This window comes from Bacillus sp. GbtcB14, assembly GCF_019091205.1.
Taxonomy (GTDB): domain Bacteria; phylum Bacillota; class Bacilli; order Bacillales; family Bacillaceae_G; genus Bacillus_A; species Bacillus_A cereus_AG.
Genome location: NZ_JAGXJT010000007.1, coordinates 183,160 through 198,839 on the forward strand (window position 1 = coordinate 183,160; position 15,680 = coordinate 198,839).

Sequence of the window (15,680 nt, forward strand, 5' to 3'; positions counted from 1 at the left end):
ATCAATTGTATAATTAGGTTATGCTTTTTATATTAAGAATTTTGCTGGCCGAATCTTTTGCCCAGTTTAGCTAACAATTCGGGCTGATCCCCTTGGCTCATTACAACTTCAACAAAGATAAGCTGATCCTTATTAAAAGTTACTTTCGTTAAGACTTCTGCTAACTCTGTTTCATTTTCCACTTTACATGTTAGACTTTTTTCTTTCGATCCGAATACGTTCGCTAGTTTCGTGTAATCCCACATTTGTATGTCATTATACGGTTCGTTTTGGCCGTGAATTGCACGTTCAACAGTATATCCATTGTTATTGATTAAAAATATAATCGGTTTTAAATTTTGACGTAGTATAGTCGATAACTCTTGAACAGTGAATTGGAAAGAACCATCACCAATAATTAAAATGTTCCGCCTCGATAAATCAGCAAGCTGTGTACCGAGTAGAGCAGGTAATGTATAGCCGATCGATCCCCATAATGGTTGCGCTACATATGTAGTGTTGTTAGGTAAAGGGATAGCGGAACTACCAAAGAAAGGTGTTCCTTGCTCTGCAATTAAAACATCGTTTTCTTGTAAGAAATGGTATATTTGTTGCCAAAAACGTTTTTGTGTAACCATTTGAGCTTTTGGATTGAACTCTTCTGTCATAGATAGTGATTCTGAAATAAAGGGCTTAATTTCAAGTGTGTCCTCTATGCGATGTTCGATTAAATCACTTAATTGTTCTAAAACATTTTTCATTACAACTGGTCCATATGTTTTATCTATAATTTTCACAGTATAGGGATGGATTTCTATAACTTGCTCTTTCGTAAAACCTTGTGTGAAGCCGCCTGTAATAGTATCAGTTAACTTCACACCAATACTAATAATACAATCAGATGCATCAATTCTTTTTCGCAAGTACGGAGAACTTACATCACCAGTATAAACGCCTATAAATTGAGGGTGTTTTTCAGAGAATATTCCTTTTCCCATACTTAACGTTGCGATAGGAAACCCTGTTTTTTCTACGAATTGATACAAATATTCTTCCATATGAAAACGATCCACCTCAAAATCAGCTAAAATAACAGGTTTTTTGGCACTATTAATTTTTGAAGTTGCATGTAGAAGCATTTTATCTAATGCGTCTTTATTACTTACTATTGGATGATTTAAGATTGGTTCCGTAGGTTTATTAATTGGTTTATTATATACATCGATCGGTAAATTAATATGAACTGGACGTTTTTCATTCCAACATGCACGGAGTACACGGTCAATTTCCTCAGCGGCATGCTCAGGAGTTAAATTTGTTTGTGCTACTGTAATTTCTCGATACATATTGGAAAAGTGATCGAACTTTCCATCACCTAACGTATGATGAACGAGTGCTCCATTTTCCATTACTGTTGTTGGTGGTGTCCCCGTGATTTTTATAACTGATACGTTTTCTGCGTATGACCCAGCAACACCGTTAATGGCGCTTAATTCTCCGACACCGAAAGTAGTAATAAGAGCAGCGATTCCTTTTATGCGAGCGTACCCATCTGCAGCATATGCAGCATTTAATTCATTACAATTGCCAATCCACTTTAAATTTTCATGTGCTACGACATCATCTAAAAAGGCCAGATTATAATCACCAGGAACCCCAAATATATGTTCAATTCCTAATTCGTGTAGTCTATCCAATAAATATGTACTTACAGTATATTGTTTTTTCAAATGAATCATCTCCTAATTATGCAATGAATGTTTCAATAGACTAAAGAAGTTCCAATGCGTTCATTAAAATATTGATTACTGGATTGTGGTATAATTTACATACAGGGGGAAAGTAGATGACACAACATAAAGAAGAACAGATGAATGAAGCATTAGCATTATTTTACTTTGCATATAAAACATTTACTGAAAAGCCAGATGAAATTATAAAAGAATATGGCATACAACGAGTACATCACCGAATTTTATTTTTTATCGCACGTTTTCCAGGGATAAGTGTAAATGAGTTATTATCACTGCTAGAAATAAGTAAACAAGCTCTACACGGACCACTACGACAACTTGTGGAAAAGGGTTTAATTGAGAGTAATGAAGCTACACATGACCGTCGTGTGAAACAGTTATCATTAACAGAAAAAGGTGCCGATTTAGAGAAAAAACTGAGCGATGTACAAAGACAACAAATGGGTACCATTTTTTCAAAATTTGGTGAATCGTGCGAAGAAAATTGGCATCAAGTTATGAATGAAATGGCAAATAGCCGTTCAGGTCATGATGCATGGATATCGAAAAGAGAAATTCCAGTTGATCCAAAATAATGAGAAATAGGCCTTTCTTTATAGTTTGAAAAAGATAAAATTTTATCCGTACATATGGCAACTATGGATTGATCGTAGAGTGAATGGATAAAAAGATACATTACTAGATACTTTATACGTGTACGCAATGGAACAATAAAATTCACATTTCCGAGAGGGGAATTATTATGATAAAACTTGTACTTATTCGTCACGGACAAAGTTTATGGAATCTTGAAAATCGCTTTACTGGTTGGACAGATGTAGATTTATCAGAGAATGGACTAAGTGAAGCGAGAGAAGCAGGAGCAATATTAAAGGAAAACGGATATACTTTTGATGTTGCTTATACATCTGTATTAAAACGAGCAATTCGGACTTTATGGATAGTCCTACATGAAATGGATCTTACTTGGGTGCCTATACATAAATCGTGGAAATTAAACGAAAGACATTACGGAGCACTACAAGGATTGAATAAAGATGAAACTGCGAAAAAATATGGTGAGGAGCAAGTTCATATTTGGAGAAGAAGTATTGATGTAAGACCACCTGCTCTTACTGAGGATGATCCTAGATATGAAATGAATGACCCTAGATATAAAGCACTTAAAAAAGGTGAGTTTCCATTGACAGAATGTTTAGTGGATACGGAGAAAAGAGTACTTGATTATTGGCATTCAGAAATTGCGCCATCATTAAAAAATGGTGAAAAGGTAATTATTTCATCGCATGGTAATACGATTCGTTCGCTAGTGAAATACTTAGATAACCTTTCAAGCGATGGTGTTGTTTCATTAAATATTCCAACGAGCATACCACTTGTTTATGAATTAGACGATGATTTACATCCGATTCGTCATTATTACTTAAGTATGGATGGAGAAGTACCTGAAGGGGAAATTCCAAAACATATTTCTTTTTAACATGAAAATTTGAAACGCATGCTTGTCTACATATACAATGTAGATTCATGATAAAAGACGTGGCACCTTCTAATATATATGCGATGTAGCTAAATTTAGAAGCTTGTCCACGTCTTTTGTCATAAAGAGAGCAGCTTGCGCATGTAATGATATCGTGAGTAGTTTTTGAATGGAGGGTGATGTGATTAATGATCTCTAACATTCGAATTGGCTTATTTGTTTTAGTGATTGTCTTTGTAGTCCTTGTTTTCTTTTATTGGAAAAATGAGGAGTTGTACGAGGAGAAAAAGCAGCGTATTAGAAAGACTTGGTATGGTTTGTTTATCATATCTGTCACTGTGTATTTCATGATAAAAGGAATCGATTTAACCCTCTGGAAAAATCTTTTGATGTTTACTGCAATGGTTATTTTTGTGGATATTGCGTTCATTTTAACACCTAACATTTCAGAAATATGGGGTGCGAAATTTAGCGATATTGGCAAGACAGTTCAATCAATAAAACGATCATTAATTGCATCTAAAGCGAGAGGAGAAATATACACGACAATTATTCAAAATGTTAATCCATCAGTATTCGGTACGATGGAATGGCATACGGAAGAGGAATATACAAAGAGCTTAAATGCATTTTTAGATTCATATGGGGAAAAGATTGGTGCGAAAATTGTTGTTTTTGAAGCCGCGAAGGAATTAAATACAAACTTTCGTGGTATTCGCTCGCAATTTAGTATTATCGTTCCGTTAGAACATATCGAGCAATTGAATGAGCAGAAAGCGGTGCAAGTAGAAAATGTCGGGATTATACCAGCAAAAATAGTAAGTGACGTTTTCATTATTATTGATGGGAAGAAAAATAACCTGCAAGATCGGGATTTTGAAAATGTATATAATTTAACAATACATCATAGTTATTTTAGTAAATAAGGACAGAATCTTTTTCTGTCCTTTTCTTCTATACATAAATTAAAAACAAAATCCAACAAAGTTGAATAAAATTGGACAATCATTCCTACACTAGCATGTAGAGGTGATCGTAGTGGTAAAAGATTATGACAATGATTTTTTTAAAGAAGACAATGAAGATACAACAGATTTCTCTTTAATAAAAGGAGATACTTTGCAGCAAGTAGAAGAATTAGAAGAAGAATTAAAAAGAAAATCATAAGTGTACACTCTTTCTACATTTGCTATATAATATAAATAGAAGATTGTATCTTTTTGAAAAGGGGGAGAAGGGATGGCTGAAGTCAATGTACAAAAGTCTTCATTTTTTAAAGAAAAAAAAGAAGAACCAAATACAGATTTCTCTCTTGTGAAAGGTGCATTAACGGAAAATATAAATCGGTTAGAGAAATTAATGAATCATAGTACTTCAAAATATATGAAAGCAAAAAAAGAGAAAGAAAATGCATAGTGCATTTTCTTTCTCTTTTTTTATACGATTAAATATTTAACGAATAGGTTTTAAGGTATGAAATAGAAAGGGAAAGTAACGAATCATGGTATAATGATAAAAGACTTACATATTATTTTGTCATTTTGAGAGGAGCTTAAAAATGTATTCTACTTTAGAACAATTAACAAAGCACCCTGTATTTTATCATTTTGCAGAAATTTCAAAGATTCCTAGAGGATCGGGTAATGAAAAGGAAATTAGTGATTATTTAGTTGGCTTTGCAAAAGAGCGTAACTTAGAAGTGATTCAAGATGAAGCAATGAATGTCATTATTAAAAAAGACGCAACTGCTGGCTATGAAAATGTACCAGCTATTATCATTCAAGGTCATATGGATATGGTATGTGAAAAAAACCAAGCAACCGTACATGATTTTGAAAAAGATCCAATTGAATTACGAATTATTGGGGATATGTTATATGCAAATCAAACAACGTTAGGTGCTGATAACGGTATTGCTGTTGCGTATGCAATGTCATTATTAGATTCAAAAGATATTCCGCATCCAGCACTTGAAGTAGTTATTACTACTGAAGAAGAAACGACAATGGGTGGGGCTTTCGCTGTTGACCCAAATCATTTTGAAGGAAAAATCTTTATTAATATTGATTCTGAAGAAGATCATAAATTACTTGTAAGTAGCGCAGGTGGTGCGAAAGCTGTTGAAACAATTTCAGTGATTTGGGATGAAGCGCCAGCGAATATGGATGCATACCGTCTATATGTTGGTGGTCTAAAAGGCGGACATTCTGGTATGGAAATTGATAAACAACGCGGTAATGCGAACAAAGTATTAGGACGAGTATTACATGATTTATCAGTAAATATTCACTTTGATATAAGTGAAGTTCACGGCGGATTAAAAACAAATGCAATTCCACGTGAAAGTGTAGCTACAATTGTATTACGTACAGAAGATGTAGAGAAGGTAGAAGAAAAACTAGAATCTTGGACAAGAGTATTACAAGAAGAAATGCGTGCTGTTGATCCAGATGTCCACGTTACACTTACAAAATTGGATGAGAAAGTAGAAAAAGTATTTGCTAAAGAGATACAAAAGCAACTTATTTCATCATTATTTTTAATTCCAAACGGCATTCAAAGTATGAGCATGGATATTAAAGGATTAGTAGAAAGTTCAACAAATTTAGGCGTTATTGAAACGTTACAAGATGAAATTAAATTACGTAACGAAGTGAGAAGTTCTGTAAGTAGTTTAAAACAACATGTTGCAGATGAAATTAAATGTATTGCCGAATTAGTTGGTGCAACATTTGAAATAGAGTCAGAGTATCCAGAATGGCCATACAATCCGAATTCACAAATTCGTAATTTATTTGAAAAAGTGCATCAAGAAAAATACAATAAAGATGCTGAAATCTTCGCTGTACACGCAGGTATTGAATGTAGTGCATTCGTTCAAAAGATGCCTGACTTAGATGCAATTGCATTCGGTCCAGATATTTTCAACGTTCATACTCCAGATGAACATATTAGTATTTCTTCTGTTGTGAATAACTGGGGATTCTTTATTGATGTAATGAAGGGGACGAAAGAATTAGCTAAATAATATTGATGAAATGAAAAGTAGCCTATAAAACTTTATAGGCTACTTTTTTGTATTGATCTTTATTATGAGTTTTTTGTTGATAGTTTTGTTCTTATTTCTAGAGGAGATTGTACCAAAGATTGCTCCTGATATTGCTCCGATTAAAGTCATAAAAATTGCACTCCATGCTGCAAATGACATTATTACACCTCCAAATAATACATTATTGTTTCTTAGCCTTTTGAATAGAAATGATAATTGCAACAACTATTAAGAAAATAAGAGGAGACCAAGAAAAGAAAGACATGTAATATTCTCCTTTCAATATTAATTTTATAAATTAGTATAAATAAATTATCGCATTTTTAAAGAGTAAACATATAAAATATGCAATATTGCATATTGAATGGTAAAACTTATAGAAGTGGAAACAGTTATTGAATAAAAATGCTAATTTATAAAGAAAGTAAGAATTTTTTAAACCTTAAAAAGGGCAAACAATCAAAAAGCTCCTCTATCTTATATAAGGTAGAGGAGCTTTGAAAATGGTTTTTGTTTAAAAAAATAGTATCCAATATTTATTTACTGGTGAGATAAACGTAAATTATTTTGAGATTTTAAAGCTGCCCCCATAATAATAATTTTCTCCAAGTTTCATAACAGCTACATATGTTCCTGGATTATAAGCCTTAGTAATAGGTGTTACAAATCTACCATAATTATGTTTTAAACCTGAGTCATAAATGGTTTTATATCTATGCAAGTTTATTTCATCATCTTCATTTCCACTCAATTGATATATTTTTACAATACCAGTATCTTTACCACCAGTATATATAGTAACATCGAATGTATCTCCATGTTTTAAGTCACCAACTGCTAACTCTTCTATAAAATCTGCATTATGATGTAATAAAAAATAGCTTTGCCACCGCCAATTATCTAAAAATCGTGATTCTTTTTGTGTAAGTTGCGATTCAGCAGACACAGGTGGGAGCGTACCAATTGTATTCGAAAATAAAAATCCTCCAACAGTCAATGCACCAATAATTGTTGATTGCCTTAAAAGTTTCATGTTCTAAACCTCCTATTTACTTAAGGATTCAGAAATCGTTTTTGTGAAAAACTAGCTGTGAAATCTAATGGATGATAATATCTTCTATAATCATATTAACATTTATTGATTTATCAGACAAATTAATAAATAATAAAACTATATCGGGGGAGTTAAAGCTAATATAAGAAAGAAGCGAGATGTATAGCTAAGAAATCTGTATTATATGTAATTGGGATTTGTTATTTGAAAACTCGATTGTTTTAATGCTGAAATTTTAATTCATTCTTTAAGTTTCAGTACATAATTTTACAATTTGACTTATGTAATTTATCACGTTATGATTTTTTTATTATAAAAGAAAGGCTTGAATATAATGATTCGTCGTTTGAGAAAGCTAAAAAATGTAGCAGTCGTAGTAAGCTTCTAAGTAAATAGCAAAATATATAATACTTAGAAGCGAGGAATAAAGTTATGAAGCATCCATTATTTAATCATTGGTCAGAAACAAAGTATATAAAAGATATAGTAACAAATCCACTTATTGAGGTAGGAGAGTACTCCTATTATTCGGGTTATTATGGTCATCAAAATTTTGAAGATGGCTGTGTAAGGTATTTGTGGGGGGATGCTAAGTCCCGAGCGCTGTTCAATCCAATTGAACAGATGGGATGGCATCTTGATAAACTCATTATTGGGAACTATGTTTGTATTGCGAGTGGAGTAATCATTTTAATGGGTGGTAATCATAATCATCACTCAGAATGGATTACAGTATATCCATTCGCTGAGCAAATTGAATATTCATATGAACCGAAGGGTGATACAGTCATTAAAAGTGATGCTTGGATTGGAATGAATGCTATAATAATGCCTGGCGTTACAATCGGTGAAGGTGCAATCGTTGCAGCAGGATCTGTCGTAAGTAAAGATGTTCCGCCGTATACAATAGTTGGTGGAAATCCTGCTAAGGAAATAAAGAAACGATTCACTGATACAGAAATGAATATGCTAATGGAAATGCGTTGGTTTGATTGGGATAGAGAATTAGTTGAGAAGGCAATGCCGCTTTTATCTAGTTCATCCATTGAACCATTATTTGCTTTTTATAACAATGAAGTGAAAAATAAATAAATCAGTTAGAAAAACTACATCCTAAATAGGGTGTAGTTTTTTATTATTTGTACTAGAAATAATCACTCTGTTATGGTCTAGTTTTTATAAATTATCTTAAGAAAAATTAAGAAATATAACCAGTGGTTCTTAATATGTTTTATTTATAATTCAAATGATTGAACAAAATTGTTTCTTCATTTTCCCTTCAAGGTTTTCCATCACGAAGTATTTGCTAGGAAGTAGAAAAAAGCTAGCACATATATTAGAAATTTCAGCGATATTCCAAAAGTATTCACCTGAAGTATTTGGTGGACAGCAACATTTGCACTTATGTATAAGCTGGGCATTATATAGTTTATAAAATCTGCAGCAATGATTCTATTTTTGAGATAGCGAAAAGGTTTTTTTTATGCAATTCATTTTGTTTTCTTAACAAAATACCTAATGCTTTCTTATCTAAATAGGAACAAATTTATTACTTAGATTGTCTATTACGTGTATTCCTAAAAATGGATGTCCAAATTAAATACTATTTATCCGGCTTGATATCTATTTTTATGTATTGCAAAAATATGAAAGGACTTATTATTTTAAAAAGTAAAAAGATATATATTAGTGGGGTGCAAGTTTAATACTTTTACAGATGGGGCATTGCAAGTGGAAACGAAAAAGAAACAACCCAAACAGTAGCTTATCAATCATAGAAACGTAGGAGGATATATATGATAAAACCAGTCGTAGACATAAAAAACATTCAAAAAGTGTACGGTAAAAAAGGTGAGAATGAATCATACGCATTAAAAGGTGTTTCATTTTCGATTCAAGAGGGGGAGTTTGTAGGAATTATGGGGCCATCTGGTTCTGGCAAAACAACATTATTAAATGTAATTTCGACTCTTGATAAAGCGACAGATGGCGTTATTGAAATTGCAGGAACGGATATTACGAAAATGAAGCAAGGTGAGCTTTCTGATTTCCGTTCGCAAAAGTTAGGATTCATTTTCCAAGACTTTAATTTATTAGAGAATTTATCTATTTACGAAAACATTGCACTTCCATTATCTCTTCAAGGTGTCCCATCACGCAAAATTGGGCCGAAAGTAGAGAAGGTAGCTGATATGTTAGGAATCTCAGCAATACTTCAAAAGTATCCATCTGAAGTATCTGGTGGGCAGAAACAGCGTTCAGCAGCAGCGCGTGCTTTAGTGCATGAGCCTGCAATTATTTTAGGGGACGAGCCAACAGGAGCTCTTGATTCTAAAAATGCAACAAGTTTACTTAATGCCATGACAAGTTTAAATAAAGAGCAAGGTGTATCCATTATGATGGTTACGCATGATCCTTACAGCGCAAGTTACTGTCAGCGTATTTTATTCATTCAAGATGGTGAGTTATATAAAGAAATTCATCGCGGTGGTACCCGTGAAGAATTCTATAAAGAAATTTTAGACGTGCTTGCAAACTTAGGCACACAAAAAGCGTAAGGAAGGAAGTTCAATCATGTTATTTAAACTTTCTATGTCAGGCCTAAAAAGTAAGTTGCAAGATTACATTGTTTTACTTGTTGGTCTTATTGTCTCTATTTCAACTTTTTATATGTTTCAAACGCTAGCATCCAATAAAGCTTTCCTTGAATCTAACTCTTCTATTAGGGATATTGTGTCTGTATTTAAAATTGGTTCCTTTTTGTTAGCGGTTATCACATTTTTCTATATTTTATATGCAAACTCTTTCTTATCAGCTCTTCGTCAAAAAGAATTTGGTATGTATATGATGTTAGGAGCAAAAAAACATAAAGTTACCTTACTTATGTTTATCGAAACAATCATATTAGGTGGCACATCTCTTTTGATAGGAATTACAATTGGTGTAGGACTTGCAGAAGGTATTGGTCACCTATTAATGAAACAACTCGAGTTTGCTGGCGAAGGTTATAAAGCATTTTATCTGCCATCTATAGCTATTACTTGCGTTTTCTTCTTTGCACTATTTGTATTATCAGCAATTATGAATAGTATTAAATTATCGCGTATTTCTGTACTTCAACTTGTACATGCAGATGAACAAACAGAACGTGTTGCCATAAAAGGAAAAATGACCGTTGTAATTGCATTCCTTGGTATTCTTTTATTAGGTATTGGTTATGCATCATTGATTTATATGTCATATGCAAATTCTCTAATTGTTTTGGGGTTAATGGCCGTTGGATTAATTTCAGCAACTGTTGGTACTTACTTAATATTCGGATCACTTCTCCCAGTTATGATTAACAAGCTAAAGAGTAATAAAAAACGTAGTGAAAAAGGCCTCAATGCTTTTACTTTTGCACAATTAAATTTCCGCATTAATGGTCTAACAAATGTGCTTGCAACAGTAGCAATCTTAGTGGCTCTTGGTGCTGGTGGAATTGCTTGTGGTATGGCATTTAAAAACAACATCCTAAACATGACAGATCAAAGAGAAATTTACGATTCAGTCATTCATAATCCAACAGCGGAAGAAAAGATAATTTTGGGTGGTATCTTATTTCAAGAAAAACTAGAATATCATTACAAAGTGGATGATAAGTATGTTTATTATCTTAAAGAAGATGTAGAGAAAAATCGCCCTTTCATACAAGGTATGAACATAGAGAAAGTTTCAGAGGAATTACCCATTGGTGCATTTTCAATAAAACGGGCTAAAGGAGAGACATATACAAAACAATGGATCCAGGCTTTCAGAACGATCCAGTCAAATTATGTGTATCCTGATTATGAAATAAAAATTGTAGATCAAAACATCTACGATGAGTTGAAGGGTAAAGAAAGTACTGTGTTTATGGGGAAAACAAATGATTTTGGATCATACATAAAAGAATGGAAAAAACTTGATGAATTACAGATAGCAAAATATAAAAATGTAAAAGCGGAAGAATTGGATAGTAAGTATCAAGCGTATATTGTGAGTCATGATTTTGCCAGCGGATTAATGTTTATGGGTTTTTTCGTTGGTGTTGCATTTTTAGCAATGATGGCAAGCTGCTTAATGTTTAAAATTCTATCTGGTGCATCCAAAGATAGTACACGTTACCAAATGCTTCGTAAAATCGGTGTTCGCCGGGAGTTATTAATACAATCGATTTATAAGGAGTTATTCTTCGTATTTTTAGTCCCAGCAATTGTGGGTATTGTTCACATATTAGTTGGTATGAACATGTTCAGCGTTCTTTTGGCTGATCCGTACTTTCGTATTTGGCTACCAATTATTATTTTCGTAGTGATTTACTCGATTTACTATTTGATTACAGTTCAATTGTACAAAAGAATTGTACTTCCGAAAGAAGGTTAATGTAATAATATTATGTATACTAAATATTGACATAATTGCCCTCCGTTATGCTGAAATGAAAAAATACTATGTAAGCAAAATAGAAAATGAATTTGAGATACAAATATGCAGCAATGAGCGGCAGAAAGTGTTAGAAGAAAAGTAAATACAAGTAGGGGGGCATTTCATCTATAACTTACAAGAAGATATATATAAGCAATTAAAAGAGAAAAATACTATTCTTTCTATATCTTAATAATGAAGGGGCCAGATAGCATCGTTCCTACATTGAGTACTAATTTATCCTCATTTGTAGGAACGATTGCCCTATCCCTTACAATAAAATTGAATTATCATCCAATATAAATTGTTAACTACAATAACTACCTTGTATTCATGGTATCTATTGTAGTTATTATTTTAAATTAGGCCTGCACCAAAAAAGTGTTAATTAAAATAAAACTTGTAAACCTTATTCATCATAAGGATTATCGTTTTAGAAAAGGAGTGTATGTTGAAAAAATTTTTAAAGGTAATATTCATCTTATTAGTAATATTTATAGGAAGTATGTTGGGAAGCAGAATTTTAAATAAAACATATCATACTGAGTTTAAGTCTTTAGATAACACAGATCAAAACATGTTAAAAGAATTATCTACTATTTATAAGAGCTTCGAAGAATCGAGTGATAAACTTTGGGATGAAGATTATCGCTTCGAAAAAATGCCATTGGTTCTGATACGTAGTAATAAAGATGGGGGATTCTTTAGACAAGAAGCTTATGCAGTTAATGTAACGGGATTAGAAAATAGTATTTTTGCAAAAGAAATAAAAGTTCCCAATTCTCTGCATTTACCTAAAGTCTATCGCTTAACTCGTTTTGATTTTAGAACAATTTCTACCTGGATTCCTTGGAACTTTGGGACAATAAATATGAACGATATGGATGTATTTTATTTGAAATATTATCCTAAAATGTTTAGTAATCCGGATTTATATTTTGATTTTTCGTCTTTCTTATTACATGAAGCTTTTCATGCTTATAAACAAAAAGATTGGACATATGATGCAAATGGTGGAGAGTTTATTTACGAATATCCGATTAATAAAGAAAATTACGCGCTAATGGGATTAGAATTTAAGTTATTAGATAAAGCGATGATTGATACGAACCCAGAAAGTATTAATAAGGTATTATATGATTGGACAATTGTACGTAACTATCGCTTGAAAAAATGGCCTCAATTAATTGGAGAAACAAAAACGGAAGCGATAGAAGGTTCAGCACGATACTTAGAGTATCGATATAGTAAGTTAACTGGTGGAAATCTTATGGTACTTGCAAAGAAACAGAAGCCATATCATGTTACTTTTATGGAGGCGTTCAACTTTATTGCTAATGGACAGGCAGAATCTCCAAAGTTTTTAGAACGGAATATGAAATATGAGACTGGTTCAGCGCTTGAATTAAGCATGGATAAAGCAAATATACGATGGAAAGAAGCTATTGAAGATAGTACAATCAAACAAGGAAAGACACCATATGAAGTATTAAATACGTACTTTAATATAAATAATACACCCACAATTGAAAATAAAATTAAAGAAATTAAAGAGAATAATGACTATGAAACACTTTTAGAACAAGGAGAAAAACTGGTGAAAATAAGTAACAAGTAAAAAATGAGATTTGAAAAAGAATATCCTTTAAGATCGTATTGAAGAGGATATTTTTTCTTTTTATAAGTTATATAAAATAATGATGTAATAAAAAAATTAATTAAAATAAGGAGTCATAAAGCAATTATTTTTTATTAAAAGTTAAATTTTATGAAGAAAAAAATATAAATTGTAAATGGATCTAAAGAAAATTGTAAGACGTTATCTTTTATACTGATTATATTATTTTTGTTCTTTCAATTACAGGTTTACAAAAAGGCGTATAAAAATGTACCACATGCTTATGCCTTTAGTTGTTCAATACGAGAAAATTGTGGAGGAATTATATGGAGTCAAAAATTCTTATTGTTGATGATGATAAAGAGATTAGAAATCTTATCTCTGTATATTTGGAAAATGAAGGTCTGAAAACTCAAAAGGCAGAAGATGCTATTGAAGCGTTAGAACTGTTAGAAGAAAAGCGATTCGATCTTATTATTTTGGATGTTATGATGCCAAATATGGATGGCATTGAAGCGTGTATGAAGATTAGGGAAGAAAGAAATATGCCTATTATTATGCTTTCTGCAAAATCAGAGGATATAGACAAAATTCAGGGTTTAGCCACTGGTGCTGATGATTATTTATCAAAACCGTTTAATCCGTTGGAGTTAATCGCTAGAGTAAAATCCCAATTAAGAAGGTTTAAAAAATATAATACAAATGCAGATAATGATAAAAGAATACTAGAAATTGGTGATTTGACTGTAAATACAGATACACGTCAAGTATGGATAAGGGGCACGGAAGTAAGGTTAACTCCAAAAGAGTTTGATATACTCGAACTACTTGCTCGTAACAAAGGGATTGTTCTGAGTGTTGCAAAAATATATGAAGCAGTTTGGAAAGAGGTTTTTTATAAATCGGATAATACCGTCATGGTACATATTACAAAAATAAGAGACAAAATTGAAGAAGATTCTAAACATCCAATTTATATTAAAACTATTTGGGGGATTGGGTACAAAATATGAAGAAGGTTAGGTTTAGAAATAAGATAATTATAAAACTTCTTGGTGCTGTTGCAGTTAGTTTTTTTGTTTCGTTTGGTTTAACAATCCTCACTTTTATATATATCATAATTCCATTAACTCTAAATCACTATTTTGATAATCTTAGTGCATTTGAAAATAATATGCTTACATTTCTTATATTCGCGTTAGCGATCTTTACTTTTATAATCATTTTTTTAATATTGGTTCGAAAGAAAATAGTATATTTGAAGCTCATTTCTGATAATGTGAATGATATTGCTAATGGAAAACTGGGTTTGACAATTGAGATCGAGGGAAAAGACGAATTGACTCAACTTGCTCAAAATATTAATTACATGTCCAAGGAATTGGAGAATACATTTGAACAGGAAAGACGATTGGAACGTACAAAAAATGAACTCATAACCAACGTATCTCATGACTTACGCACACCATTGACATCTATTATCGGTTATGTAGATTTATTAAAAAGAGGGCAATACGACAGTAAAGCACAATTACAGGAATATCTCGAAACCACTTATTTAAAATCACAGAGATTGAAATATCTAATTGATGAATTATTTGAGTATACCCGTTTATCAGACAACGATGCCAAGTTAAACTTTAATGAAGTTGATTTATCTGGTTTATTGGAGCAAATAGTTGGGGAATACACTCCTATATTTGAAAAGGAAAGTTTAATTGTTCAAAAATCAATAACGGAAGAATCAATACCTATTTTCATGGATGTAGAAAAAATGGTACGTGTTTATGAAAATCTGTTTATGAATGTGATAAATTACAGCATGAAGCCATCCGAATTATCAATATGTCTTGACGTAATTGATAATAAGGCAATTTTGAAAGTATCAAATAAAGCTGAGAAACCACCTGTTAGCGATCCAAATAAATTATTTGAGAGATTTTTCAGAGGTGATAGGGCAAGAAAAGATAATCAAGGAAATGGACTGGGACTCGCTATCTCAAAAAGAATTGTTGAACTTCATAATGGTAATATACATGCAGAATATAAAGAAGGTTGGATATCCTTTATTGTTGAACATCCGATCATGTAGAATGGCTTATGGAATGAAAGGTTCCATAAGCTTTTTTTAAAACTTAAGAAACTTTTTAATTTAATAATTCAAATAGGTCATTCGTAGTAGGTATGATACTGATAAGTTAATTATTTTATTTTTATAAAATAATTAATAGAATGAGGGAGAGTTCATTGATATGAATAATGGAAGAAACGATAGTAAGTTTAGCACCCAGTGTGTCTCG

15 protein-coding genes are annotated in these 15,680 nt (G+C 32.0%); 12 read left to right on the forward strand and 3 right to left on the reverse strand.

All coding sequences use genetic code 11. The features are described from left to right. Positions 1-32: 32 nt before the first annotated feature. Positions 33-1,718, reverse strand: a complete 1,686-nt coding sequence (locus tag KVT31_RS21265) for an alpha-keto acid decarboxylase family protein (protein ID WP_217613635.1) — start codon at positions 1,716-1,718, stop codon at positions 33-35. A 107-nt stretch (positions 1,719-1,825) separates the two neighbouring features. Here KVT31_RS21265 and KVT31_RS21270 point away from each other — a divergent pair, with 107 nt between their 5' ends. The 6 genes from KVT31_RS21270 to pepD all read left to right on the forward strand — a co-directional run bounded on the left by KVT31_RS21270 (position 1,826) and on the right by pepD (position 6,241). Then, positions 1,826-2,308, forward strand: a complete 483-nt coding sequence (locus KVT31_RS21270; RefSeq protein ID WP_098342469.1) for a MarR family winged helix-turn-helix transcriptional regulator — start codon at positions 1,826-1,828, stop codon at positions 2,306-2,308. 167 nt (positions 2,309-2,475) lie between these two features. After that, positions 2,476-3,213 (forward strand): 2,3-diphosphoglycerate-dependent phosphoglycerate mutase, encoded by a 738-nt coding sequence (gene gpmA / locus KVT31_RS21275; RefSeq protein WP_098342468.1) that lies wholly within the window; start codon positions 2,476-2,478, stop codon positions 3,211-3,213. Between the two features lie 188 nt (positions 3,214-3,401). Then, positions 3,402-4,139 carry a type II toxin-antitoxin system SpoIISA family toxin gene (locus KVT31_RS21280; protein WP_098342467.1) on the forward strand — a complete coding sequence of 246 codons (738 nt, stop codon included), beginning with the start codon at positions 3,402-3,404 and terminating at the stop codon, positions 4,137-4,139. Between the two features lie 112 nt (positions 4,140-4,251). Then, positions 4,252-4,380 carry a hypothetical protein gene (locus tag KVT31_RS21285; RefSeq protein WP_000237818.1) on the forward strand — a complete coding sequence of 43 codons (129 nt, stop codon included), beginning with the start codon at positions 4,252-4,254 and terminating at the stop codon, positions 4,378-4,380. A 72-nt stretch (positions 4,381-4,452) separates the two neighbouring features. Continuing rightward, entirely contained in the window at positions 4,453-4,629 is a 177-nt protein-coding gene (spoIISB, locus tag KVT31_RS21290) for a stage II sporulation protein SB (protein WP_217613636.1), read from the forward strand. A 142-nt stretch (positions 4,630-4,771) separates the two neighbouring features. Beyond that, positions 4,772-6,241, forward strand: a complete 1,470-nt coding sequence (gene pepD / locus KVT31_RS21295; protein ID WP_098342465.1) for a beta-Ala-His dipeptidase — start codon at positions 4,772-4,774, stop codon at positions 6,239-6,241. A 39-nt stretch (positions 6,242-6,280) separates the two neighbouring features. Here the strand turns inward: pepD and KVT31_RS21300 are convergent, their stop codons facing one another. Continuing rightward, entirely contained in the window at positions 6,281-6,487 is a 207-nt protein-coding gene (locus tag KVT31_RS21300) for a hypothetical protein (protein WP_098342464.1), read from the reverse strand. A gap of 337 nt (positions 6,488-6,824) precedes the next feature. Beyond that, positions 6,825-7,295 carry a DUF5065 family protein gene (locus KVT31_RS21305; RefSeq protein ID WP_098342463.1) on the reverse strand — a complete coding sequence of 157 codons (471 nt, stop codon included), beginning with the start codon at positions 7,293-7,295 and terminating at the stop codon, positions 6,825-6,827. Between the two features lie 453 nt (positions 7,296-7,748). On the opposite strand from KVT31_RS21305, the gene KVT31_RS21310 reads away from it, so the two are divergent. The 6 genes from KVT31_RS21310 (at position 7,749) to KVT31_RS21335 (ending at position 15,472) form a co-directional block, all read left to right on the forward strand. Beyond that, positions 7,749-8,408: a CatB-related O-acetyltransferase gene (locus tag KVT31_RS21310; RefSeq protein WP_098342462.1), complete on the forward strand. Its 660-nt coding sequence runs from the start codon at positions 7,749-7,751 to the stop codon at positions 8,406-8,408. Positions 8,409-9,112: 704 nt separating this feature from the next. Then, positions 9,113-9,874 (forward strand): ABC transporter ATP-binding protein, encoded by a 762-nt coding sequence (locus KVT31_RS21315; protein ID WP_217613637.1) that lies wholly within the window; start codon positions 9,113-9,115, stop codon positions 9,872-9,874. Between the two features lie 16 nt (positions 9,875-9,890). After that, positions 9,891-11,720 (forward strand): FtsX-like permease family protein, encoded by a 1,830-nt coding sequence (locus tag KVT31_RS21320; protein WP_217613638.1) that lies wholly within the window; start codon positions 9,891-9,893, stop codon positions 11,718-11,720. A 493-nt stretch (positions 11,721-12,213) separates the two neighbouring features. After that, the gene (locus KVT31_RS21325) at positions 12,214-13,380 is read left to right on the forward strand and encodes a hypothetical protein (RefSeq protein ID WP_098342459.1); all 1,167 of its coding nucleotides are present in this window, start codon (positions 12,214-12,216) and stop codon (positions 13,378-13,380) included. Between the two features lie 326 nt (positions 13,381-13,706). After that, on the forward strand, positions 13,707-14,393 hold the full coding sequence (locus tag KVT31_RS21330) for a response regulator transcription factor (RefSeq protein WP_217613639.1): 687 nt from the start codon (positions 13,707-13,709) through the stop codon (positions 14,391-14,393). Continuing rightward, positions 14,390-15,472 (forward strand): HAMP domain-containing sensor histidine kinase, encoded by a 1,083-nt coding sequence (locus KVT31_RS21335; protein WP_217613640.1) that lies wholly within the window; start codon positions 14,390-14,392, stop codon positions 15,470-15,472. The genes KVT31_RS21330 and KVT31_RS21335 overlap by 4 nt, the downstream gene beginning before the upstream one ends. Positions 15,473-15,680: the final 208 nt, after the last annotated feature.